Below are 21680 nucleotides of genomic sequence, written 5' to 3'. Positions count from 1 at the left end.
GCAACGGAAGACGGGAACAGCAGGAACATGCCTCAATCCAGCGGAATGAAACCGACCCTCGACAAGGACCTTTCGAAGGTCGGTCAGATCGAACAGGCATCGCAATCACTCTCCCGCTCGCTGCTGATGCCTGGCCTGGCGCTGGTCTTCATTGCAGTATGTGCCGTGTTCGCGACGACCGTGACAGGCAGTGCGCCCGAATCCTTTATCATCGTGATTGCCGCCGCGATCGGCGCCTATATGGCACTGAATATCGGCGCCAATGATGTGGCGAACAATGTGGCCCCGGCTGTGGGGTCGAAGGCCCTGTCGATGGTGGGGGCACTGGCCATCGCGGCCGTGTGCGAAAGCGCCGGCGCGCTGATCGCGGGCGGTGACGTGGTCGGCACGGTGTCGAAAGGGATCATTGATCCATCGGGCCTGTCTGATTCCGGAACCTTCATCCTGTTGATGATGTCGGCGCTGATCGCCGCCGCGCTGTGGATCAATCTTGCGACGATTGTCGGCGCGCCCGTATCGACCACGCACTCCATCGTCGGTGGCGTGGCGGGGGCAGGGATCGCCGCTGCCGGCTTTGCCGCCGTCAACTGGCCGACCATGAGCCAGATTGCGGCCAGCTGGGTGATCTCTCCAATTCTCGGCGGCATCATTGCCGCCGGTTTCCTGGCTTTCATCAAGACCGCGATCATCTACCAGGACGACAAGATTGCCGCAGCCCGGCGCTGGGTGCCGCTGCTGGTCGCCATCATGACGGGGGCCTTCGCGACCTATCTGGCGACCAAGGGCCTGAAACACATCATGGACATTAACCTGCAGCAGGCAGGCCTGATAGGCCTGGCCATGGCGGTGCTGGCATGGCTGGTATCGAGCCCCCTGATCAAGCGCCAGTCGGAAGGCATGGAAAACCGCAACAAGTCCCTGCGGGATCTGTTCAAGCTGCCGCTGATCTTCTCTGCGGCGCTTTTGTCTTTTGCGCACGGTGCCAATGACGTTGCCAATGCCATCGGCCCGCTTGCGGCCATCGTGTCGACCGCGCAATCGGGCGCAGTGGCGGCCAAAGTGGGTATCCCGCTCTGGGTGATGGCGATCGGCGCGCTGGGCATTTCGTTCGGCCTCATCATGTTTGGCCCCAAGCTGATCCGCATGGTGGGTGACCAGATCACCAAGCTGAATCCGATGCGTGCATTCTGTGTGGCGCTGTCGGCCGCCATCACCGTGATCGTCGCTTCGGCCCTCGGACTGCCCGTCAGTTCGACGCATATTGCCGTTGGTGCGGTGTTCGGCGTCGGCTTTTTCCGGGAATGGTACACGGCCAATTCCAGGCGCCGCCGCGATTATATGGCGCGCAATCCGCGCAATCCGGATCGCGAATCTGCGCCAAGCAATGATCAGCCGCGCTACCGCCGCCTCGTGCGCCGCCATCACTTCATGACGATTATCGCGGCCTGGCTGGTGACCGTGCCTGCTGCAGGCGGGCTCTCTGCGGCAATCTTCCTGGTGTTCCGGACTTTCAGCCAGGGCTGACATGCGAAATGGCCCGGGTTTCCAGCGGCGCTGAGCGAACACCCCATGCCATGCCCCATTGCCCCCGTGCGCCAGCACTGGCACATGGTCGCCATGAGTTTCAAATGGATTCCCAATGCGTTGACGATCGCCCGCTGTGTTTTTGCGGGCCTTGTCCTGTGGGGAATCTGGAACGCCGAACTGGCCGGCCAGTCCGTTGCGGCGGCAGGACACGACGCGGTGGCTGACGAGGTCTTGCGCCAGAACATCATGCAACAGCTTTGGCACCAGTTTGCGCTGCTGGGGTTCCTGTCAGGTGCGCTGACTGATTTCCTCGATGGCTATCTTGCGCGGAAACTGAAGGCGCAGAGCCGGTTTGGCGTATGGCTTGATCCGATTGCCGACAAGTTGCTGGTTGGCGCCGCCCTGCTTGGCCTCGCAATGGTGTTCAAGACCTGGTTCATCTATCTGCCGGCTGCTGCAATCATTGCACGGGACGTTTTCATGACATGGTTGCGCACGACGTCCGCAGGCAAGGCCGTGGTGAACCCGTCGGACCTCGCCAAATGGAAAACCGGGTTTGAAATGGTGGCGATCATTGGCCTGATGCTGCCGCTGGCCTTTGCGCCGGCTGATATAGCCGTTGACGCCGCCGGATCAGTGCCGCTCTTTTTCAGCATCGGCGCATTCCTTCTGGTGGGCATGTTGTGGGTGGCCGCGGCCCTGTCGCTGCTGACGGGCTGGCGCTATATCCGCGCGGCCCGGGGCTGAAGCCGATTGCAGAAGCAAAAGGACGCCGGCCCAAGGGGAAGAAAGCCGACGTCCAACTTGCCTGATTGGCGTTCCGGACAAGGGAAGGTCCGGATTGCCTGCAATAGGGTCATTCACGCATGGCCGGGAGGGGAAGCAACCAGCCATGCAGCCGAGCCTAAACCGAGCCTCTTAATGGCGCGTTAACACCCAAGGCAGGATTGAGGCGCAGATTTCGCTACACGGTCAGCATTCAGCCCGCTATCGGCCTTATTCGGACCGGAATGCTGGGCAGATGAAAAAGCGTATGCCCTCCGAGATCAAGTTTCTCGCCTTCATACTGGCGGCGCTTCTGTTTCTTTGTCTTCCTGCCCTGTTCGCCTTTGCCGGGGCCGACGAAATGCCGCGAACACCGCGGTCCGATGGCGCCTATGCGCGCAATGCGCCATCGCTTGAAACGGACATGAAGGCTGCAGGCCTCACCCTCGGCCAGCCGGTCTATCTGCGGATAACCAAGGCGCCTGCGGAACTGACCGCCTTCGTTGGCGCCGAAGACGGGACCTTCCGCGCGTTCCGCACATGGCCGGTGTGCAGTGTTTCCGGCAGGCCTGGACCCAAGGTGAAGGAGGGGGACGGGCAGGCGCCGGAGGGGTTCTATACGGTCGGTCCTGCAGCCATGAACCCGGCTTCCACCTATCACCTGTCATTCAATCTGGGCTTTCCCAATGCCTATGACCGCGCGCGCGACCGCACGGGCAGCTTCCTCATGGTGCATGGGGCGTGCGTTTCGATCGGATGCTTTGCCATGACCGATGCGGGCATTGAGGAGATCTGGACCCTGATGCAGGCGGCCTTCACAGGGGGGCAGGGGTCTGTGCCTGTGCACATTTTCCCTTTCCCGATGACACCGGAAAACCTGCAGCTGCATGCGGCCAGCGAGTACGCGGAATTCTGGCAGGCCCTGGCGCCGGCCTGGAGCGCGTTCGAGACAAGTGGCCGGGTTCCCGATGTATCAGTGCGGCGGGGCGATTACGTGGTTCTGGCGGCCCAGTAGGGGCTGGCGCCGGCGTCGCCATAGATTTCTGCCAGTCGTTGCCGGGTTCCGGGCGTTGCGTCCTTAGGCGGGTGCATCGGGTCGACCCAGGCTGTTTCCGCGATTTCGCCGAACGACGTCGCTGCCGTTTCGTCCCATGCGCCATGTGCGATCCGGTAGAGGAGGACATGGTCATTGTGGAAGACGTGATGGTTTGAATAGACGCCCACCAGCTGTGGCGTGCCGGTCAGGTTGATGCCGCCTTCCTCCACGAGTTCACGGCGCAACGCCTCAATGGCCGGCTCGCCACGCTCGATGCCACCGCCCGGCATATACCAGCCCTTCACGTAGGTATGACGCACGAGAAAGACATGTCCGGCAGCGTTCTCGACGGCGGCGCGGACGCCGAGTGTCATCGGGCGGCGCAGCCGGGCATATGACTGAAACAGGCGTGTACGAAGGCTGGGCATGGCGCACCGTAACGTGTCGAATGAGGCTCGCCAATCGCCGCGACGCGCGCTAAGGACGGGGCCATAATTGAAACTGAGTCATAAGAACAACAAAGCGAGACGGTGTAATGATCCATCCCTCCCTGATAGCCATCGGCACGATCGTGCTCGTTTTCGGCATCCTGAATCTCATTGAATTCAAGCGTCTCGACTAGGGACACAGGGGCGAAATGCCAGAACTTACGCTGATTGCCGCCCTGATCGGGGGGCTTGTCATCATGGCTTTCGCCGGCGATTTCCTGGTGAATGGCGCGGTGGCGGTCGGGCGCCGCCTGGGTGTTTCGCCGCTGATCGCGGGCATATTCATTGTCGGGTTCGGCACATCCGCGCCTGAAATGATTGTGTCGCTCGACGCCGCCATCGAGGGCCGGGCAGGCCTCGCGCTTGGCAATATCGTCGGCTCCAATATCGCCAATGTCTTCCTCGTGCTGGGCATTCCGGCATTGATCTATCCGTTCGTCGCAGGCGGAAGCGGGCAGGGACGCGCGCTCGGCGCCATGCTGCTTGCAACGGCCCTGTGGATCGGCCTGACCGCGATCATGCCCTTGCATGCCGGTATCGGCATTTTCTTCGTGCTGATCCTGTTCGGATATTGCGTCTATACATTCCTCGCCGCCCGCCGGGCCCTGGCGCACGGCATTGATCCGGGCGTCTCTCTGGAAGATGCGCCGGATCTCAGCATCAGCCGCGCTCTGGTTTACGTGCCGCTGGGTATTGGCGGACTGATCCTCGGGGCCCAGCTGATCATCGCAGGCGGTGTCGGTGTCGCGGAATTCTACAATGTACCGCAGGAATGGATCGGCCTGACATTGCTGGCCGTCGGCACATCCATGCCGGAAATCGGCGCCAGTGTTGCGGCGGCCCTGCGCAAGCGCGCCGATGTGGCGATCGGCAATGTCCTCGGCTCGAACGTGTTCAACATCCTCGGGGCCGGCGGGATCATTTCCTTCTTCGGGCCGATCGAGGTCGCGCCGCAATTCGTGAAATATGATCACTGGGTCATGGGCTTTGCGGCGGCGATCATCGGAGTGCTCATTCTGACGAGGGCCCGCATCGGGCGCCTGGTCGGGATCCTGCTCCTCCTCATCTATGCCATTTACATCTACGGCCTGATCAACGGCTTCGATATTTCGGGCCTGTTCCAGCCGGCCGGAACATGACGCCCGGCGTCGCCCTGGTGACAGGCGCGGGCGCGCGTCTTGGCAAGGCGATGGCGGAGGCGCTGGGACAGGATGGCTGGGCAGTTATTGTCCACTACCGTCATTCGAAAGAGGGTGCCGAGGCAACCAGGGCGGTAATCGAAGCGGCAGGTGGCCGTGCGGCACTGGTCCGGGCCGACCTTGCCAGCGAAACGGAGACGGCGGGCCTGATAGCTGTAGCGTGCGCCGCGTTCGGCCAGCCGGTCAGCCTGCTGGTCAACTCGGCCTCGGCGTTTGATCAGGACAGTGCCCAAAGCCATTCGCGCGGTGACTGGGACACGCATATGGAAATCAATCTGCGCGCACCGGTGCATCTGGCACAGCAATTCGCCAATGAATTGCCGGCAGGCGAGCCCGGCCTTGTGGTCAATCTTCTTGACCAGCGGGTCTGGAAGCTGACGCCGGAATTTTTCACCTACACGCTGTCGAAAGCCGCTCTCTGGCAGGCGACCCGGACACTGGCCCAGGCACTGGCGCCAAATGTGAGGGTGAATGCGATCGGTCCGGGGCCGACGCTGCGCAGTGCTCACCAGTCCGTGGAGGCGTTCGCGGATGAGCAGAAGGCGACGCTGACGCAACAAGGCTCGAGCCCGGAAGAGATCGTGAAGGCGCTGCGCTACCTGATCAGCGCGTCCAGCGTGACCGGCCAGATGATTGCCTCGGATGGCGGCCAACATCTCATGTGGCAGACGCCGGATACGCTAGTCTGACTATCGAGACCCGTTCCCATTGATCCCGAGTTGAACCTTCAGAGGCCACATGAACTTTTCATCTGACACGTCCGCGCCGGCCCATCCCAATATCCTTGCCGCGATGGCCCGCGTGAATTCCGGAACGGAGCCGAGCTATGGCGCTGACAGTGTGACCCGGCGCGTGCGCCTTCAGCTGGAACGCGTGTTTGAAACCGAGGATTTCGATTTCTGGATGACGGCATCCGGCACGGCGTCAAACGCCTTGGCGCTGTCATGCTTCTGCCCGCCGACCGGTTCCATCCTCTGCCATGAGGAAGCGCATATCGAGCGCGATGAACGGGGCGCCCCGGAATTCTTTTCGGGTGGTGGAAAGCTGTCCCTGCTGACGGGGAAGGGCGCAAAGATTGACGAGGGCGCCTTGCGTGAGGCGCTCGCCAGGATCCAGCCCGGCTTTGTTCACGAGACCCCGGCGACGGTCCTTTCACTGACCAACCTGTCAGAATGCGGGCTGGCCTATAGCGCAGACGAGATCCATCGCTACGCCGCGCTGGCCCATGGTCGTGGCCTGGCCGTGCATCTTGATGGCGCCCGTCTGGCGAATGCTCTGGTCAAGACAGGTGCGACGCCCGCTGAAATGACATGGAAGGCGGGCGTGAACGTGCTGACACTGGGCCTGACCAAGACCGGGGCCATGGGGTGCGAGATCATTATCCTGTTCGGCAAGGCGCGTGAAAAATGGGGTGAGCTTCAGGCGCGCGCCAAACGATCCGGTCATATGCCGCCGAAAATGCGTTTCCTCGCTGCGCAGGCCGAAGCCATGTTCGATGGCGGCCTGTGGCTGGACCTGGCCGGGCGGGCAAACGCCAAGGCGACGCGGCTGGCGGCAGCGCTGATCGCGCAACCCGGCGTCCACCTCGCCTACAAGCCTGACGGCAACGAAGTGTTCGTGCGCTTGCCGGATGGCCTGGCCGAGCGTCTGTCTGCGGCAGGCGCGGTCTTCTATCCGTGGCCGGGCGATTGCCACCGCTTCGTCTGTTCGTGGGCGACGCGCGATGAAGAGATTGCCGCAGTCGAAACCGCGATGGGCTGACCGGTCAGCTGGATGTGAGCGCGCGGCCAAGCCAGGTGTGAAGGTTCTGGATCGTGGCCTGAGTGTCGATCGGGAATTCGGCTTCACCGCCAAGCAGTTTCTGGTGAATCGATATGAAGAGCAGTGGCGCCATGATGGCAAAGGCCGCCGTGCGCAAGGCATCTAGCGTAACCGGGCCATTGGGCGTGGCTTCCAGTTTGTCCATGATTGATTTGAGACCGGGTTCCACAAGGAATTTCAGGTAGGTCCGGCCTGCATTCTCGTCTGCAATGCCTTCAATCAGTCCGAAGGCATGCGCGCGCGTGAAGTGGCCGTACCGCATGCCCGCATCTGCGACGCGATAGTATTCTTCAATTGCCTCGGTCGGATTGGTCGCCGGATGCGCAACCAGTTCCCATATCCATTTGCCGCGTTCGCCCATGTTCTCGAGAATGGCTTCAACGATGCCCTGGCGATCATCGAAATAGTGGCGAAGGGTGGGCTCGGAGGCTTTTGCGGCGATCGCGAACTGCCGCAGCGATGGACGCCTGAGATCGGCTTCCAGCGCATAGCCAGTCATCGAATCGATGAGTGCTGCGCGCTTTATTTCAAAGTCATGGTTTCGTGCCCCTACCGGTCGCGGCATCGTCAACTCCAAAGTGAATCTGATGGTTCCGCCAGTCAAGAACCATTCTCAATTCATTCATACGAACATTTGGAAGTGTGGCAAACTATAATATTTATTGCAGATTGAGTGAATTTCCGTCGCCTTGTTTGACGGTGCCGCCTTTGACGCGCCGATCGTATCGGCTCAACTCCTTCGGGAGAATGGCATGGCGCGGCGGCCCCGGAATCGGTTGCGCGCTGTCTTGGCAGGGGCCTGCCGGGGACCGGGATGCCCGGTCTATTCGGAAATGGCTTCGCCGAGCCAGGTTTGCAGCAGGCCGATAGTTGCCCGGCTGTCGAGCGGTGCTTCTTCGGCTCCGCCGAGCAGTGTCTGGTGAATTCCGATCAGGATCAGGGGAGACAAGATGGCAAAGGATGCTGCACGCAGTTTCAGCGCAGATTTTGGCGCGCCGGTTGTGCTGGCCAGTTTGCTGGCGATGACTGTCAGGGCCGGCTCCAGCATGTATTTGAGATAGGCCTTGCCGGTGGCTTCGTCAGCGATCCCTTCGATCAGGCCGAATGCATGGGCACGTGTATAGAGATCGAATTGTGTGCCCGGTGCTGCAATCTGGTAATAGTTTTTCACCGCGCTTGCGATGGTCTCGGATGGAGATGCCAGGTCCATGCGGATGGACCGGCCGAGCTTGCCCATGCGTTCCAGGATGGCAACTACAACGCCGCGGCGATCCTTGAAATAGTGGCGGAGGGTAGGTTCGGATGCCTCGACCGCGATTGCGAACTGGCGCAGGGACGGCCGGCGCAGCTCAGCCGTGACGGCAAAACGCATCAACCCGTCGACGAGCGCGTTGCGCTTCTCTTCAAAGTCATGGTTCCGAGCGCCTGCTGGTCGCGGCATCTTCAACTCCAGAGTGAATTGGAAGGTTTCCCCCCTCCCGATCAAGACATGTTCCCGAATCGATCCTTACGGCATTTATATCTTCATGCAACCTATAATGAATATTACAGATCAGCCGTTACCCCAAAGACGTTCCCACCAGGATTTTTGTGGGCTGGGTGTCTCGATTTCGACTCCTTTCAGTGCACTTGCTGAAAAACCGCCTTCAGCCATTTTACCCCGAATCTTGTTCACGTCCCATCCGGTGAGCCTGGCCAGCGAGATCGCTTCCTCGTCCCATCGCTTGACGAGCGTGTTGGCATAGTCGCCTGCCGCCTTGCACGATGTGTAGTCGCCACGCCAGGGGTGACGCAGGACGTAGCGACCCTGATAGTTTTCCCGGTCGCCGGTGATCTCGAAGGTCAGGTCCTCTGGAAAGGTCTTCGCGTCATAGCGCAGGTGCAGGCGCGTCACGAACACATCGACCGGGGCCGGGCCGAATCCGCCGCGCGGGGTGGGGCTGTCTGAAACCTCTTCGAGCCACATCACACCCAGTTCGCGCAATTCGGACTGGCTGAGCGGTTCGGCAGCGCAGGGGTCACACCAGGCCATGTCCCAGGCGTATTCCATGAACACGGCCTTGCCGCTTTCCTTCTCCACCTGATGGGAGAACATGGCTTTGTAAAAGTCTGCGAACTCGTCTTTCACATAGATTGGCACATCCATATCGGACGGCAATTTCACGGTGCGGTAATTGCTGGTCTCGACGCGGCCTTCACGTGTCAGGGCGAACACGAAGAGTTCCTGTTTGCCTTCGGCGTTCACCGTGCCGAGCCGGATCGGCAGCATGAAGTCTTCGTCTTCATAGGCCACCTGGATCGGCCGCAGCATGGCCGAGCCGTCATGACGTTCGAGGCTGACCTTGGCGACGAAGAATTTCATGCCGCGCTTGAGATAGGCGCTGACGATTTCCTCGGCCCCGTCAGGGATCCTGTAGCCGTTCCGGTTCAGCCATGTGATCAGGCCATCGGATTCCTCGGCCGAGAGGATGAGGATGTCATATTCGCCAACCTCGTATTCGGCTTCGATCGTGACGCCGAAATCATCGGCTTCTTCCATGGCGCCAGCCATCGGTGGCGCGGCCATATCTGCCATCTCGCGCATCTGCTCGTAACGGCGTTCGGCCTCGCAGGGGTCTTCGTCATAGTATTCGACAAGGCGCGGGGCTGTGTAGGCGTCGAGATGATCGACAAGCGCCGGATTGGCGACATTGATCTGCTCGCGCTGGGGAATGTCGACCACGGGAACGACCATGGCGAATTCCGAGACATCGCCGCGGAAGTCCGACGCCATGGTGATGACGGTGCGCTCGCCGTCGCGGGCGAGGACGACCTTGGAGGCGTCGTTGAAGAGGTCGGTGTCGGCTTTGGCGACGTAGAAGCCGCAAAAGGCGCTGGCGGGGGCCGCGAAGGCGAGGCCGGCAAGCGGCAGGGCGAGGCCGGCAAACAGGTGCTTAAGTTTCATGGGATCGTGTCTCCTTAGTCCCCCAGGGGTTCATCCAAACAGGCGTGATGGCAGGCTGCCGCAGGCCCGGATCGGCAGGCGGGGCGCCGCGCGGCCATTCAAAGCGGCGCGCAGGCATGAGGCGGTCGATCAGGGGCGTCAGGACTGCGAGGGCGGCGAGCGCCATCAGCGGCGCGCCGCGCTGGTTCGGCCCGATGATGAACCATGCGGCGAGGCTGGCGACTGAGACGGCGAAGAGGAGGCGGCCGAGGCGGCTGTCGGGTGTCGAACGCGGGTCGGTGATCATGAAGAAGGCAAATATGAGCAGCGAGCCGGATGAGAGCTGGTGGAGCGGGATGGCCATCGGGTCGCCGAGCCAGGCGGCGCGGGCGAACAGGATGGCAGCGAATGTACCGAGAAAGCCGAGGGCGATATCGAGGCGCTTCGCGGAGGAGAGGGTGAGGGCGGCAAGGGCGAGGGCATAGCCGGCGATGAGGGGCATCTGGCCCCACTGGCCGGGCGAGACCCAGGCGTCACGCCCGAGCAGGAGCATCATGGACACGATGCCGATACAGCCCGGATTGAAGACATGCTTGTGGTTCACGCGGATAAGGAATTTCATGCTGATGCCGGTGAAAGTGGCGGCAAACCATATCCACGGGTCGGCGGCGCGCAGCAGGACAGTCACCCCGATCGTGGTGATCATGGCGGATTTCCATTCAAAGCCGTCAAGCAGGGCCTTGCCCGCGCGCAAGCTCAGGATGGCCGTGCCGATTGTCTGCGCGAGCACCGCGCCGGAAAAGGAGAAGGCGAGCGCGCGCGGATCGGCGCCGAAGCTGCTGGTCGTGTACGAAAAGAAGAAGAGGCCGAAGAGGGCGATGATCTGCCAATGGCGCGGGTCCGCATCGATCCGGCGGAAGAGGGCGACAGGGAGGCGGGCCAGTGCGTCCATTCAAGCATAGCATACGCTAATTGCGATCACATTACGGCAGGTTCATGTAAGGATCAGGCGGTCATGTCTGGACCCGAAGGCCGGAGCGCGGCAAGACTGATCTGAAGCACAAGGGGATTGGCAGATGACCACATTTATCCGCGCAGGCCTGGTCGGCGCGCTGCTGGCGGCATCGACGCTCGCGGGCTGTGCCTCAACTTATTACGGCGCGATGGAGCAGATCGGCTTCGAGAAGCGCGACCTGCTGGTGCAGCGCGTGACCGATGCGGCTGTCAGCCAGGAGAATGCGAAGGTCGAATTTGCCAATGCGCTGGAGGCTTTCCGCGCAGTGGTCGATATCGACGGCGGCGATCTGGAGGCTACCTATGACACGCTGTCGGATGCGTATGAAAGGTCGGAGGACAAGGCTGACAAGGTGCGGGCCCGCATCAGGGACGTGAAGGGCGTCGCGCGTGATCTGTTCAGGGAATGGGACAGCGAGTTGAAGACCTATTCCGATCCGGGCCTGCGGCGGGCATCTGCCGAGCAGAAAGCCGCCACCGAAGCGCGCTATGACACGCTGGTCACCAAGATGGACAAGGCCGCCGCCTCAATGGACCCGGTACTGGCCGTCTTCCATGATCGCGTCCTGTTCCTGAAGCACAATTTGAATGCCCGCGCGATTGCATCGCTGGGGACCGAGACAGCCGACCTTGAATCCGATGTGGCTGACCTGATCGCCGAGATGGAGCGGTCAATCGCCGAGGCCGATGCGTTCATCGCGGACATGCGCGCTGGCAGCTGAGGCGGACGGATGCAGATTGTTCCGGGAGATTTCGGCGATACGCGTGTGCTGGACCTGCTGCGGGCCCATCTCGACAGCATGCATGCCAATTCGCCGCCGGGGAATGTGTTCGCCCTCGACCTGTCGGGCCTGAAGGCGCCGGAGGTCAGTTTCTACACAGCCTGGGACGGTGACGCGCTGACGGGAATGGGCGCGCTCAAGGCGCTGGGTGATGGCAGCGGCGAGATCAAGTCCATGCGCACGTATGATGTACACCTGCGCAAGGGCGTTGGCGCGCGCCTGCTGGAGCATATTATCGCCGAAGCGCGGGCGCGCCGCTATCATCGCCTGAGCCTCGAGACCGGAAGCGGACCGGCCTTTGACGCGGCATTGGGCCTGTATCGGCGTTTCGGTTTCGTTGAGGGCGGTGCCTTCGGCGATTATGAAAAGAGTGAATTCAACCAGTTCTTCCACCTTGACCTTTAAGGGGCTCCGCCCATGCCTGACCTGCGCACTTTCTATCCCGAAATCGAGGCCTATGATTCCGGATATCTTGATGTCGGCGACGGGCATGTCATTTATTGGGAGCGGTCAGGCACAAAGGGGGCGAAGCCGGCCGTGTTCCTGCATGGCGGGCCAGGCGGGGGCTTTTCGCCAAGCCATCGGCGGCTGTTCGACCCGAAGCTCTATGACGTGATGCTGTTCGACCAGCGCGGCTGCGGCAAGTCCACGCCGCACGCCTCGCTGGAGGCGAACACGACCTGGCATCTCGTGGCGGATATCGAGCGGCTGCGCGAGATGATGGGCGTGGACAAATGGCAGGTATTCGGCGGTTCGTGGGGTTCGACACTGGCGCTGGCCTATGCGCAGACGCACCCGGAGCGCGTGAGCGAACTGGTGCTGCGCGGCATCTACCTGCTGACCAAGGCGGAGATGGCCTGGTACTACCAGTTCGGCGTGTCGGAAATGTTTCCAGACAAGTGGGAGCGCTTCCTGGCACCGATCCCCGAGGCCGAACGCGGCGACCTGACAGCGGCCTACCGCAAGCGGCTGACGAGTGATGACCGGGCCGTGCAGATCGAAGCCGCGCTGGCCTGGAGCCAGTGGGAAGGCCAGACGGTCACGCTGCTGCCCGACCCCGCGACCAGCGACGTGTTCGGCGAGGACGAGTTTGCGCTCGCCTTTGCGCGGATAGAGAACCATTATTTCACGCATGCCGGATGGCTGGAGGAGGGCCAGCTGCTGCGCGATGCCGGCAGGCTCAGGGCGATTCCGGGTATGATCGTGCATGGCCGTTATGACATGCCTTGTCCGGCACGGTTTGCCTGGGCGCTGCACAAGGCCTGGCCGGAGGCGGACTTCCACCTGATCGAAGGCGCAGGCCATGCCTATTCCGAGCCGGGAATCCTCGACCAGCTGATCCGCGCGACGGACAAGTATGCGGGGAAGGCGGGGTAGGGACGATCCGGCAAGTAAGCACTGCGGCGCTTGCTGCGCCCCTCAACCGCCACAGTGCTTCTGGCGCATGGCTGGGAGGGTCGCCATGCGCAAGGGTCGTGGAGAAACCGAAAGGCATGTGCGCGCAATCCCGGATCTCTCGTGTTTAATTCGTCCTGGCCCGATTTGCCGGGCAGGGGGTCAGGCGAATGCGAACGGGGCCACGCTTGCCGTGCTTTGGGCCGGGCTCAGGGGGGCAGGGGCTTTCAACTTAAAGCAGGAGCCGGACGTCCCTTCTGAAACCAGATTGCCGCCGATCTGCCGCACCATCATCCCGATAAGGTCGGTGCCGAAACCGGTATGACCGGAATTTGTTGTTTCCAGTCCGATGCCATCATCCTTGACATCGAGAAGGATGTCGCCGCCCACATGATTGAGACTTACGGAAATCGTGCCGAGTCTGTCTTCGGGAAATGCATGCCGCAGCGCATTGACGATGAGCTCGTTGACCAGAATCGCCAGAGTCCGCGCAAACGTGACGGGAACGGTCAATGAGGCGTTGCCATCATCAAAGCTCAGCTCGGCCTTGCCGTCGCACAGATCCTGCATCGAATCGCACATTATTTTCATGAGACGCCCAACATCGACCATGCTTTCGCCGCCGGCTGCCTGCAGTGCTTCGTGAACCGTGCTGATGGCCCGAATGCGTGATGCGGCACTTATAAGAGCCTCACGCACGTCATCGCTTTGTGTCCGCCTCGCCTCGGCTTGCATGACACTTGTGGCGATCTGCAGGCTGTTCTTGATGCGGTGGTCTGCCTCACGGAGCAGGACGGTCAGCTTGACCACGCGATCCTGAGATTGTTCCAGCGGCGTCCTGAGATGGAATGCGTCTGACGTTTCAATGGATCCAATCCGGGGCGCGTTGGCGCCCACGGCTCCTGCTGATATACCCACCTGCGAATTGGCCCAGGAAATAAACATAATGTTCCCTCCACGGCTATTCTTACCATGGGTCGAAAAACTTTTTGGTACGGTAGCAGACTCTTTGGTGCGTATTGTTTGCGAGATTCGCCATTTTGCGCGCTAAACGGGCGTCATGAGCCGGCAATTTCACGTTGTGAAGCGATGTGGCCGGACAATATCCTTCGGGTGCTCGCCGAACAGGCGGCGATATTCGCCTGCTATGGCTTCGTAGCATTCGCAGGCGGCATTCTCGAGACCGACGCGGTCAAGGATCGTTATCCGGCCGTGCTGGTAGCGGATGATGCCTGCCCGCTGCAGGGTTGCGGCGGCCACGCTGACGGTTGAGCGCCTCACGCCCAGCATGATTGAAATCAGGTCCTGCGTCAGGGACAATTCCGGTGTGCCGCTGCGATCCTGGGCGCTGAGCAGCCAGCGTGCGAGTCTCTGCGAGAGGTCGTGATGCGCGTTGCAGGCGGCGGTCTGGATAACCTGTGCGTGGAATATCTGCAGGTATTTGAGGGTCTCGGATCTCAAAATGGGACATGACTCTGCAAGCGAAAGGAACTTGCTGCTCCTGATCCTCAGGGCCTCGCCGCCGGTCTGGCACATGGTTTCGCAATAGGAGGTCTTCGCGCCAAGGATAATAGGCGCGCCAGCCGCCCCTTCAGAACCGATAAGGCCCACTTCCAGCGGTAGCCCGTCCGACAGGACGGCCATGGCCGAAATGAAGCCGGATTCAACCATGTAGACATGTTCGATGACTTCGCCGGAGCGGTGAAGTGTCTGGCCCAGTTCAAGCGATACGCGCTCCAGAGCGCCGGAAACCAGTGCAAATTCATTGGCGGGAAGGCTCGCAAGGAGCCGGTTGTGCAGTTTCGACTGACTAATACTTGCCATTGGGTCTCCAGCAATCGGGCGGGAGCTTGAACATCTCTCAGTCAGCTGAACGCCAAAAAGGGCAGCCGATAGGGACTCAATGCCTGAAAACACCTTTGGGGACCAGAACAAACTGTGTTCAGGGGCGTTTGCATGCCTTCGCTGCGTGGACCGGGAGCAGGCATGACCAGACGGCCTGTAAGCCGGGTTCTGTTCCCCGCGCCCTCTCGGGACATCGGTTCGGCAACCATTCCTCTGCGACAGGCCTCGCGGCCTGCCTCTCGCGACACACCCGGGGCGCGGGCTGAAGACATCCCGTATGCGCCCCCTACTTGGTCTTGCTCCAGGCGGGGTTTACCTTGCCAGGCCTGTTACCAGGCCCGCGGTGGGCTCTTACCCCACCCTTTCACCCTTACCTCCTGCCAAAGCGGGAGGCGGTCTGCTCTCTGTGGCACTTTCCCTCGGCTCGCGCCGGGCGGATGTTATCCGCCGCCTTGTCTCCCTGGAGCCCGGACTTTCCTCCAATGACAGGTTACCCCACCATCAGCGATTGCCTGGCCGTCTGGTCATTCACGGGCATATAGCGCACACTGGCGCTGGCACAAAGCCTGATCGATTCCTCCCGGAGGCTGTATGCGCAACCTGATCAACCGACTGCCGGTTCCTCAGATCGTCAAGCACTGGCTGCTGATCCCGCTCTGGTGCGCGATCGTGCGCCTGTCCAAGCCCGAAGTGCGCATCGTGACCGGCGGTATTTCCTTCTATGCGCTGTTCTCGATCTTTCCGATCATCTACCTCACCGTGACCCTGCTGTTCGCGCTGCTGCCAGGTGACATCAGCCGGCAATTATCGGACACAATCGACCAGGTTCTTGTCTCCGCCGTGGCGCCGCTGTCGAAGGCCGACCTCGACACGATCCGCGGGGCGACGGTCCGCACCCTGACCCTGCAGGCGCTCGGTGCGGTGGTCGTGGTGTTCTACACGGCGAGTTCCGGGGCCAAGGCCGCGATTACCGGCATAAGAATGGTGACCGGCAGCGAGCGGTCGAGCAAGATCATCCGCTTCAATGGCGTGTCGATCCTGATGACGGCGCTGCTGATCCTGGCGGTCTGGATCCTCGGCGCCCTGCAGCTGATGGCCTCGTTCATCACCGAGAACCAGGGCTTCATCGCCTTTGACCTCGCCCAGGACCTGTCCGACATCGCCGCGCGCCTTTGGCTCGGCAAGGGGATCGCCTGCTTTGCCATCTTCTACATGATCATCGCCCTGTCACTGCACGGGCGCATCAAGGGCCATCGTGCGAAGGCCGCAGGGGCCGCCTCAGGCGCGCTGGCCTGGCTGGGCGCGACATGGGCCTTTCATATCTATCTCAGGTTCTCGGCGCTCGACTCATTCTATGGCGCGCTGGGCTCGGTCATTCTCGGATTCATCTGGTTGTCGGTATCGGTCGCCTCGCTATTGCTCGGCGCGGCTTTGGCGGCCGAATGGGCCAGCCGCATACCGGAGGAAGGGCTCGCTGCGGAAGAGGGCGAAAACGAGACCGAGGCGCTTGCCTGACTGCCAGATCTATCGCCCGCTGAGCTCCCGCACACGCCGGATCAGGTGCCGCGTCCGGGCGTCCGCCGTGCCTGACAGGTGGTCAGGTCGCCAGCGGCGCTGGAAGGCCAGCACAGTGAGGTGTGTCGGGTCATCGTAGGTGCCCGTCGCGGGCAATGCATAGCCGATGGCCTTCAGGTCTTCCTGCAGGCGGCTGACCGCCTCGCCATTGTCACCGGGATGCAGGGCGGTATCGAACTCATGGTCCATCGGTGCCTCGGGCCAGAGGCCGATTCCGCCAGCGGCCAGGCGGGCCCAGGGAAAATGTTCGCCCGGATCAGACTTTCGCGCCGGAGCGATGTCGGAATGCGCAACAATGCGGCTCGCCGGGATCGCGTTGCGGGAAAGGATGCCCTGGCAGAGGGCAATTAGGGCGACGATCTGCGCGTCGGGATAGGGTGGCAATGTGCCGTCCGGCAGAGGCACATCGTGGCCGCCATTGACGATTTCGATACCGATGGAGCGGGAGTTCAGGTCGTCATCGCCCTGCCATGTGGAGACGCCGGCATGCCAGGCGCGCTTGTCCTCGCCGACAAGCTGGCTGATGCGGCCATCTTCCCAGACCATGTAATGGGCCGAGACTTCCGCTGCCGGATCGCACATCCGCTCGAGTGCCGCCGCGCCGCTTGCCATGCCGGTATAGTGCAGCACCAGCATGTCGACCGGGAACTTGCGGTCATTGAAATTCGGGCTGGGTGACGGAATGACCTTCATCAGCTGTCTCCGGGGCCGATCTTCTTGCCAAAGGCAGCCTCCGGCATGCGGGTATTGTGGCGCACCGCGATCACGAATACGCCCGAGAGAGAGATGACCGAACCGAGCACGAGCCGGGCCGTGATCGGTTCATTCAGCAGGACGATGCCGAAAATGACGCCCCAGATCGGTGTCATCAGCGTGAGCGGTGACAGAAGCGAGACATCGTATTTCTTGATCAGCGTGTAGAAGGCGGCATGGCCAAAGATCGATACGCCGACAATCGCGAACAGGCTGGCGAGGATGACCGGCCAGCCGCCAGCCATGTAACGCTCGACCTGGTTCGATTCGAACAGGCCGGAGACGAGGAATAGCGGCAGGAAGCTGAACAGGCCGACCCAGGCCTGCAGTTGCAGTCCGCTGACAGGCTTCATCCGCTTCATCAGGATGCCGCCCGCCGAGCCGATGACCGCCGAAGCGACGATATAGAGCAGCCCGACCGAAACGCCGAAGCTACCGGGATCCACCGCAATCAGCACCACACCGGCGAAGGCGAGCATGATGCCGAGCCCGCGCCGCCATCCAATGGTTTCGCCGAGGAAGGCCATGCTCATGAGAGTCGAGATCGGCACGCCAAGCTGGCCGGTCACGGCGGCGGCGGAGGCTTCGGCATTCTGCAGGCCCATGAACAGGAGCGCGAAATTCACCGAGCCGATCAAAAGCGCGATCACGAACAGCATCCTGAGATCGGCAGGTTTGGGCCGCAGGAACGGAATGAGGAAAAGGGCGACGCCCGCAAAGCGTACGGCAGCAAAAAACAGGGGCGGCACACCGACATCGGCGACCACCCAGCGCGTGAGAACGATGTTGAGTCCCCAGACGAGACACACGGCGAAGAGAAGCAGAAAGTCGCGAAAAGCCATGCCAGCCCGTTATCAGGCTTTGGCCGCAAAGGGCAGGGGGTTTAGACCTGCCCGCGCGGGACCTCAGACACCCAGACGGTTGACCGGTATCTTGAGATAAATCTGGCCATCGTCTTCCGCAGGCGGCATCGCTCCGCCCCGGATGTTCACCTGCAGCGATGGCAGGATCAGACGCGGTGCATCCAGCGTTGCATCGCGCGCCTTTCGCATGGCGACGAAGTCGGCTTCCGCGACGCCGTCATGCACATGCACGTTGGCGGCCCGCTGCTCGGCGACACTTGTTTCCCAGGCAGGCTTGTCACGCCCGTCGGGAAGGTAGTCGTGGCCGACGAAAACACGTGTCTCAGGCGGCAGATCGAGGATACGGCGGATCGAGCGGTAGAGCGTGGCGGCATCACCGCCCGGAAAGTCTGCGCGCGCCGTGCCATAGTCCGGCATGAACAATGTGTCGCCGACAAAGGCCGCGTCATCGATGACATAGGTTACGCAAGCTGGCGTATGGCCGGGTGTATGGATCACGCGCACGGTCAGGTCGCCGAGCGCGAATGTCTCGCCGTCCTGGAACAGGCCGTCAAACGTGCCACCATTCGGGCAGACATCCGTGGCGTGGAACATGGACGAGAACACCCGCTGCACTTCGGTAATGCGTGCACCGATACCGACCCGGGCCCCCGTCAACTCACGCACATGATGCGCGGCCGAGAGATGGTCGGCGTGCGCGTGTGTATCAAGCGCCCAGACAACTTTCAGTCCGAGTTCATCGGCTGCATCCAGCACGGCATCGACTGAATCTGTCGTGAGGCGCGCAGCGTGCGGTTCATAATCCAGCACCGGATCGATGATCGCGGCGGCGCGGGTCGCCGGATCCCACACAAGGTAGGTCACGGTTGATGTCTTGTCGTCGAAAAAGGCTTTGATCTGAGGCATGGGAGGATCCTTTCCACCCTGATATATTAGATATTGCTAATTTAACAAGATCTAATATATGTGATTCATGATGACTTCACTGCTCGACCCTGTCCTGTTCAATGTCAAAGCCGAGGAGGCCGCTGGCCTGCTGCGCAGCATGGCAAATCCGCATCGGCTGATGATCCTCTGCCGCCTTGGCGACAAGGAACTGTCGGTTGGCGAATTGCGCCAGGGAGCGGCCTTGTCGCAATCGTCACTGTCGCAGCACCTTGGCGTCCTGCGCCAGGAAGGCCTCGTGCGCACGCGCCGCGAGGGCCAGTCGATCTTCTATTCCATTGCCGACCCGGCGGCGATCCGCGTGATCACGACACTGGCAGCCATCTATTGCCCGGAATTGCTTGCGCACGCGCAGGACGCCAGCGGATCAAGGGATTGCCTAGCGGTCTGTCCTTTCGTGCTGGAAGGTGACACGCCGAACGAGACGCGGGCCGGACGCAAGCCGCCCTCACCTTGGACGCGCCGTGCAAAGCGAGCCGGACAATGATGGAATTCACGCCAATGGTCATCCTCGCGGCCATTGCGAGTGGCGCCATCATTGGCGTTTTCCTTGGCACGTTTGGCGGTGGCGGTTCGGTTCTGGCCGCGCCGCTCCTGCTCTATGTCGTGGGCGTTTCCGATCCACACATCGCGATAGGCACGTCGGCAGCGGCCGTGGCCGCGATTGCGCTCTTCAGCCTGATCGGGCACTGGCGCGGCGGCAATGTGAAATGGCCGTGCGCCCTCGTGTTTGCCATTTCCGGTTTTGCCGGATCGATTGCCGGATCCACGATCGCCAAGCAGATTGACGGCAGCCAGTTACTGCTCGCCTTTTCAATCGCGATGGCGGCGATTGCCCTGTCCATGTTCCGCAAGCCCGCCTTTGCAGGCGACCCTGACGTGCATCTGACGCCTTCGATCACCATGCGCATCGCGCCCCTGGGGCTTGTTGTCGGCATGGCGGCAGGCTTTTTCGGGATCGGCGGCGGTTTCCTGATCGTGCCGGGTCTGATCCTCGCCACAGGCATGACCATGTCCAACGCAACAGCATCCTCGCTCGTGTCGGTGGCCCTGTTTGGCGCGGCAACATCGGCCAATTACGCAATATCCGGCATGGTGGACGGGCGCCTTGTGCTGCTGCTGCTGGCCGGGGGCGCAATAGGCGGGCTCGTCGGCATCGTCATCTCACGCGCCCTGTCCAGTCGCGTGCGGACCGCCCGGTCGGCTTTTGCCGTCATGATCCTTGTTGTTGCGGCCTATGTGGCATGGAACGCAATCGGGGCCCTGACCGTTCAGCCTGCATAAAGCGCGGCCACCTCTGTCGGACTGAACAAGGTTGCTGAAGTCTTGTCATCGGGCTGATATAGGTCAGAAATAAGAAGCCGAGCCGGCGGGTGGGCGGTCCGACAATAAAAATGGAGACTTGGGATGGGATTGATCTGGTGGATTTTGCCTGCCGTGGCGGGGGTCATTGGCCTGATGCTGCTGTTTGCAGGCTTCGGGAAACTGGCCAAACTGAAGCCCCTCGCAGGGGGCGGACGCCTGCTCTTCGGCGTGGGCTTCCTGGGGCTTGCCGGGATCGTCGCCTTTGCCGGCCTCAACCTGCAAACCTACAAACGCCTGACCTTTGAGCGTGACGTCGCCAATATCAAGTTCGCGGAAGTCGCCGGAACACCCGGATCCTATCATGTCGATGTCACCTTCTCGGATGGCGCGAAGCTGCTCGAGGCGACCGGTGCGCAACCTGTCCTGCGCGGTGACCAGTTCGAGATCGGCGCGCAGGTCATCAAGTTCCAGCCCGTCGCCAACATGCTGGGCTATGATTCGATTTACCGGCTCGAATACCTCGAGGGGCGCGATGCCCGCAGGTTTTCCTACGAAGCGGTAACCGATGCGCAGACGAATGGTATCGCACTGTCCCAGAATCCAGGGCTTGATGTGCACGCGATTGCCGAGAAGCAGGGCCAGCGCTTCGGCATAGATGCGCAATATGGCTCGGCAACATACCAGCCGATGGGTGACGGCTTCGAATATAATGTTAACATCACCCAGGATGCGCTCGTTGCCCGGCCAACCGAGGCGACGAAATCTCTGATCCAGAAGGGAGCCTATCCGGGCTTCCAGCCGACGAACGGTGGCTGATATGAATCCCTGGGAGCGGTATGTTGTCCCGAACATGATCGCGTGTGCCTGTGGCACCAAGCCGATCATGAAGCAGCGCGAGAAGGTTGTTCCGAAAGCAGAGGGACGTGTGCTCGAACTCGGCTGCGGGTCCGGCACCAATTTCGCGATGTATGATTCCAACAAGGTCGACCGGCTGTTTGCGCTGGAGCCATCGCCCGGCATGCTGGTCAAGGCGCGGCGCGAGGCAGGCGCGCTCGGTATCGGCAGCAAGATTGAATTCCTCGAGACCGGCGCAGAATCCATCCCCCTCGAAGACAATTCCATCGATACAGCGGTCATCACCTTCGTGCTGTGCACGATCCCCGACTGGAAATCCGCCCTGGCCGAGACGCGCCGCGTACTGAAGCCCGAAGGCCGTATCCTGTTCTCAGAACACGGACTGGCGCCCGATGAAGGCATCGCCAAGTGGCAGCGCCGGATCGAGCCCATCTGGAAGCCGCTGGCAGGCGGTTGCCACCTGACTCGTGACATCGCGGCGCTGTTCACCGAGGCGGGATTCAAGCTTGAAGACGCAGAGACCATGTATCTGCCATCGACGCCGAAAGTGGCGGGCTTTGTCAGTTGGGGCGCTGCCCGCGCAGCCTGA

At 61.6% G+C, this 21680-nt stretch carries 24 protein-coding genes and 1 other RNA gene; 14 read left to right on the top strand and 11 right to left on the bottom strand.

The genetic code is table 11. The annotated features are described in order from the left end of the window. Positions 1-27: 27 nt before the first annotated feature. The 3 genes from VR74_RS16105 (at position 28) to VR74_RS16095 (ending at position 3307) form a co-directional block, all read left to right on the top strand. A complete protein-coding gene (locus VR74_RS16105; RefSeq protein WP_045698478.1) occupies positions 28-1524 on the top strand; it encodes an inorganic phosphate transporter in 1497 nt (498 codons plus the stop codon). A 45-nt stretch (positions 1525-1569) separates the two neighbouring features. Further along, positions 1570-2274, top strand: a complete 705-nt coding sequence (gene pgsA / locus VR74_RS16100) for a CDP-diacylglycerol--glycerol-3-phosphate 3-phosphatidyltransferase (protein ID WP_299950856.1) — start codon at positions 1570-1572, stop codon at positions 2272-2274. 274 nt (positions 2275-2548) lie between these two features. Next, on the top strand, positions 2549-3307 hold the full coding sequence (locus VR74_RS16095; RefSeq protein WP_299950855.1) for a murein L,D-transpeptidase family protein: 759 nt from the start codon (positions 2549-2551) through the stop codon (positions 3305-3307). Here the strand turns inward: VR74_RS16095 and VR74_RS16090 are convergent. Continuing rightward, positions 3283-3756 carry an NUDIX domain-containing protein gene (locus VR74_RS16090; protein ID WP_045698476.1) on the bottom strand — a complete coding sequence of 158 codons (474 nt, stop codon included), beginning with the start codon at positions 3754-3756 and terminating at the stop codon, positions 3283-3285. The genes VR74_RS16095 and VR74_RS16090 overlap by 25 nt on opposite strands. 209 nt (positions 3757-3965) lie before the next feature. Here VR74_RS16090 and VR74_RS16085 point away from each other — a divergent pair, with 209 nt between their 5' ends. Genes VR74_RS16085 through VR74_RS16075 form a run of 3 tightly spaced genes read left to right on the top strand, consistent with a single transcriptional unit; the run spans position 3966 to position 6776 of the window. Then, positions 3966-4955 carry a calcium/sodium antiporter gene (locus tag VR74_RS16085; RefSeq protein ID WP_045698474.1) on the top strand — a complete coding sequence of 330 codons (990 nt, stop codon included), beginning with the start codon at positions 3966-3968 and terminating at the stop codon, positions 4953-4955. Next, the gene (locus tag VR74_RS16080) at positions 4952-5704 is read left to right on the top strand and encodes an SDR family oxidoreductase (RefSeq protein ID WP_045698472.1); all 753 of its coding nucleotides are present in this window, start codon (positions 4952-4954) and stop codon (positions 5702-5704) included. Before VR74_RS16085 ends, VR74_RS16080 begins: the two co-directional genes overlap by 4 nt. 49 nt (positions 5705-5753) lie before the next feature. Next, positions 5754-6776 carry a beta-eliminating lyase-related protein gene (locus VR74_RS16075; protein WP_045698470.1) on the top strand — a complete coding sequence of 341 codons (1023 nt, stop codon included), beginning with the start codon at positions 5754-5756 and terminating at the stop codon, positions 6774-6776. A gap of 4 nt (positions 6777-6780) precedes the next feature. Here the strand turns inward: VR74_RS16075 and VR74_RS16070 are convergent, their stop codons facing one another. The 4 genes from VR74_RS16070 to VR74_RS16055 form a co-directional block, all read right to left on the bottom strand. Further along, complete coding sequence (locus tag VR74_RS16070) at positions 6781-7401, bottom strand: hypothetical protein (protein WP_299950853.1); 621 nt, start codon at positions 7399-7401, stop codon at positions 6781-6783. 258 nt (positions 7402-7659) lie between these two features. Continuing rightward, entirely contained in the window at positions 7660-8277 is a 618-nt protein-coding gene (locus VR74_RS16065) for a hypothetical protein (RefSeq protein WP_299950851.1), read from the bottom strand. Between the two features lie 111 nt (positions 8278-8388). Further along, positions 8389-9780 carry a DUF2330 domain-containing protein gene (locus VR74_RS16060; RefSeq protein WP_045698464.1) on the bottom strand — a complete coding sequence of 464 codons (1392 nt, stop codon included), beginning with the start codon at positions 9778-9780 and terminating at the stop codon, positions 8389-8391. Next, the gene (locus tag VR74_RS16055; RefSeq protein ID WP_299950849.1) at positions 9770-10711 is read right to left on the bottom strand and encodes an RnfABCDGE type electron transport complex subunit D; all 942 of its coding nucleotides are present in this window, start codon (positions 10709-10711) and stop codon (positions 9770-9772) included. The genes VR74_RS16060 and VR74_RS16055 overlap by 11 nt, the downstream gene beginning before the upstream one ends. Before the next feature lie 124 nt (positions 10712-10835). Between VR74_RS16055 and VR74_RS16050 the strand changes: the two genes are divergently transcribed. The 3 genes from VR74_RS16050 to pip are packed head-to-tail and all read left to right on the top strand — an operon-like array spanning position 10836 to position 12932. After that, positions 10836-11495, top strand: a complete 660-nt coding sequence (locus VR74_RS16050; RefSeq protein ID WP_045698462.1) for a DUF2959 domain-containing protein — start codon at positions 10836-10838, stop codon at positions 11493-11495. A gap of 9 nt (positions 11496-11504) precedes the next feature. Next, complete coding sequence (locus tag VR74_RS16045; RefSeq protein ID WP_045698460.1) at positions 11505-11960, top strand: GNAT family N-acetyltransferase; 456 nt, start codon at positions 11505-11507, stop codon at positions 11958-11960. A 12-nt stretch (positions 11961-11972) separates the two neighbouring features. Next, entirely contained in the window at positions 11973-12932 is a 960-nt protein-coding gene (pip, locus tag VR74_RS16040; protein WP_045698458.1) for a prolyl aminopeptidase, read from the top strand. Between the two features lie 180 nt (positions 12933-13112). Here the strand turns inward: pip and VR74_RS16035 are convergent, their stop codons facing one another. The 3 genes from VR74_RS16035 to rnpB all read right to left on the bottom strand — a co-directional run bounded on the left by VR74_RS16035 (position 13113) and on the right by rnpB (position 15319). Beyond that, positions 13113-13760: a sensor histidine kinase gene (locus VR74_RS16035; protein WP_299950847.1), complete on the bottom strand. Its 648-nt coding sequence runs from the start codon at positions 13758-13760 to the stop codon at positions 13113-13115. Between the two features lie 264 nt (positions 13761-14024). Then, positions 14025-14774, bottom strand: coding sequence for a Crp/Fnr family transcriptional regulator (locus VR74_RS16030; protein ID WP_045698455.1), 750 nt, complete (start codon positions 14772-14774; stop codon positions 14025-14027). 162 nt (positions 14775-14936) lie between these two features. Further along, positions 14937-15319, bottom strand: an RNA gene (gene rnpB / locus VR74_RS16390) — RNase P RNA component class A. A 67-nt stretch (positions 15320-15386) separates the two neighbouring features. On the opposite strand from rnpB, the gene VR74_RS16025 reads away from it, so the two are divergent. Further along, a complete protein-coding gene (locus VR74_RS16025) occupies positions 15387-16310 on the top strand; it encodes a YhjD/YihY/BrkB family envelope integrity protein (RefSeq protein ID WP_045698453.1) in 924 nt (307 codons plus the stop codon). Positions 16311-16319: 9 nt separating this feature from the next. Here VR74_RS16025 and VR74_RS16020 read toward each other — a convergent pair whose 3' ends face one another. From VR74_RS16020 to VR74_RS16010, 3 genes are all read right to left on the bottom strand, one after another. Continuing rightward, complete coding sequence (locus VR74_RS16020) at positions 16320-17063, bottom strand: N-acetylmuramoyl-L-alanine amidase (RefSeq protein WP_045698452.1); 744 nt, start codon at positions 17061-17063, stop codon at positions 16320-16322. After that, positions 17063-17965: a DMT family transporter gene (locus tag VR74_RS16015; RefSeq protein ID WP_045698451.1), complete on the bottom strand. Its 903-nt coding sequence runs from the start codon at positions 17963-17965 to the stop codon at positions 17063-17065. The genes VR74_RS16020 and VR74_RS16015 overlap by 1 nt, the downstream gene beginning before the upstream one ends. Before the next feature lie 63 nt (positions 17966-18028). Next, a complete protein-coding gene (locus VR74_RS16010; RefSeq protein ID WP_045698450.1) occupies positions 18029-18892 on the bottom strand; it encodes an MBL fold metallo-hydrolase in 864 nt (287 codons plus the stop codon). A 67-nt stretch (positions 18893-18959) separates the two neighbouring features. Between VR74_RS16010 and VR74_RS16005 the strand changes: the two genes are divergently transcribed. The 4 genes from VR74_RS16005 to VR74_RS15990 all read left to right on the top strand — a co-directional run bounded on the left by VR74_RS16005 (position 18960) and on the right by VR74_RS15990 (position 21680). Next, positions 18960-19418, top strand: a complete 459-nt coding sequence (locus tag VR74_RS16005; RefSeq protein ID WP_299950845.1) for a metalloregulator ArsR/SmtB family transcription factor — start codon at positions 18960-18962, stop codon at positions 19416-19418. Next, positions 19418-20215 (top strand): sulfite exporter TauE/SafE family protein, encoded by a 798-nt coding sequence (locus VR74_RS16000; RefSeq protein ID WP_045698560.1) that lies wholly within the window; start codon positions 19418-19420, stop codon positions 20213-20215. The genes VR74_RS16005 and VR74_RS16000 overlap by 1 nt, the downstream gene beginning before the upstream one ends. Positions 20216-20338: 123 nt before the next feature. Then, the gene (locus VR74_RS15995; protein WP_045698449.1) at positions 20339-21052 is read left to right on the top strand and encodes a hypothetical protein; all 714 of its coding nucleotides are present in this window, start codon (positions 20339-20341) and stop codon (positions 21050-21052) included. A 1-nt stretch (position 21053) separates the two neighbouring features. Beyond that, a complete protein-coding gene (locus VR74_RS15990; RefSeq protein ID WP_045698447.1) occupies positions 21054-21680 on the top strand; it encodes a class I SAM-dependent methyltransferase in 627 nt (208 codons plus the stop codon).

This window comes from Hyphomonas sp. BRH_c22 (genome assembly GCF_000961795.1).
Classification (GTDB): domain Bacteria; phylum Pseudomonadota; class Alphaproteobacteria; order Caulobacterales; family Hyphomonadaceae; genus Hyphomonas.
Note: the sequence above shows the minus strand (reverse complement) of the source record. Positions and strands in the feature narration are given on the sequence as shown.

Excerpts from the sequence above, each read along its gene's own strand:
- VR74_RS15995 (WP_045698449.1), top strand. The coding sequence starts at position 20,339 with ATGGGATTGATCTGGTGGATTTTGCCTGCCGTGGCGGGGGTCATTGGC.
- pgsA (WP_299950856.1), top strand. The coding sequence starts at position 1,570 with ATGCCATGCCCCATTGCCCCCGTGCGCCAGCACTGGCACATGGTCGCC.
- VR74_RS16080 (WP_045698472.1), top strand. The coding sequence starts at position 4,952 with ATGACGCCCGGCGTCGCCCTGGTGACAGGCGCGGGCGCGCGTCTTGGC.
- VR74_RS16015 (WP_045698451.1), bottom strand. The coding sequence starts at position 17,965 with ATGGCTTTTCGCGACTTTCTGCTTCTCTTCGCCGTGTGTCTCGTCTGG.
- VR74_RS16000 (WP_045698560.1), top strand. The coding sequence starts at position 19,418 with ATGGAATTCACGCCAATGGTCATCCTCGCGGCCATTGCGAGTGGCGCC.
- VR74_RS16105 (WP_045698478.1), top strand. The coding sequence starts at position 28 with ATGCCTCAATCCAGCGGAATGAAACCGACCCTCGACAAGGACCTTTCG.
- VR74_RS16045 (WP_045698460.1), top strand. The coding sequence starts at position 11,505 with ATGCAGATTGTTCCGGGAGATTTCGGCGATACGCGTGTGCTGGACCTG.
- VR74_RS16050 (WP_045698462.1), top strand. The coding sequence starts at position 10,836 with ATGACCACATTTATCCGCGCAGGCCTGGTCGGCGCGCTGCTGGCGGCA.
- VR74_RS16075 (WP_045698470.1), top strand. The coding sequence starts at position 5,754 with ATGAACTTTTCATCTGACACGTCCGCGCCGGCCCATCCCAATATCCTT.
- VR74_RS15990 (WP_045698447.1), top strand. The coding sequence starts at position 21,054 with ATGAATCCCTGGGAGCGGTATGTTGTCCCGAACATGATCGCGTGTGCC.
- VR74_RS16060 (WP_045698464.1), bottom strand. The coding sequence starts at position 9,780 with ATGAAACTTAAGCACCTGTTTGCCGGCCTCGCCCTGCCGCTTGCCGGC.
- VR74_RS16010 (WP_045698450.1), bottom strand. The coding sequence starts at position 18,892 with ATGCCTCAGATCAAAGCCTTTTTCGACGACAAGACATCAACCGTGACC.
- VR74_RS16055 (WP_299950849.1), bottom strand. The coding sequence starts at position 10,711 with ATGGACGCACTGGCCCGCCTCCCTGTCGCCCTCTTCCGCCGGATCGAT.
- VR74_RS16095 (WP_299950855.1), top strand. The coding sequence starts at position 2,549 with ATGAAAAAGCGTATGCCCTCCGAGATCAAGTTTCTCGCCTTCATACTG.
- VR74_RS16090 (WP_045698476.1), bottom strand. The coding sequence starts at position 3,756 with ATGCCCAGCCTTCGTACACGCCTGTTTCAGTCATATGCCCGGCTGCGC.
- VR74_RS16065 (WP_299950851.1), bottom strand. The coding sequence starts at position 8,277 with ATGCCGCGACCAGCAGGCGCTCGGAACCATGACTTTGAAGAGAAGCGC.
- VR74_RS16085 (WP_045698474.1), top strand. The coding sequence starts at position 3,966 with ATGCCAGAACTTACGCTGATTGCCGCCCTGATCGGGGGGCTTGTCATC.
- pip (WP_045698458.1), top strand. The coding sequence starts at position 11,973 with ATGCCTGACCTGCGCACTTTCTATCCCGAAATCGAGGCCTATGATTCC.
- VR74_RS16005 (WP_299950845.1), top strand. The coding sequence starts at position 18,960 with ATGATGACTTCACTGCTCGACCCTGTCCTGTTCAATGTCAAAGCCGAG.
- VR74_RS16030 (WP_045698455.1), bottom strand. The coding sequence starts at position 14,774 with ATGGCAAGTATTAGTCAGTCGAAACTGCACAACCGGCTCCTTGCGAGC.
- VR74_RS16025 (WP_045698453.1), top strand. The coding sequence starts at position 15,387 with ATGCGCAACCTGATCAACCGACTGCCGGTTCCTCAGATCGTCAAGCAC.
- VR74_RS16070 (WP_299950853.1), bottom strand. The coding sequence starts at position 7,401 with ATGCCGCGACCGGTAGGGGCACGAAACCATGACTTTGAAATAAAGCGC.
- VR74_RS16020 (WP_045698452.1), bottom strand. The coding sequence starts at position 17,063 with ATGAAGGTCATTCCGTCACCCAGCCCGAATTTCAATGACCGCAAGTTC.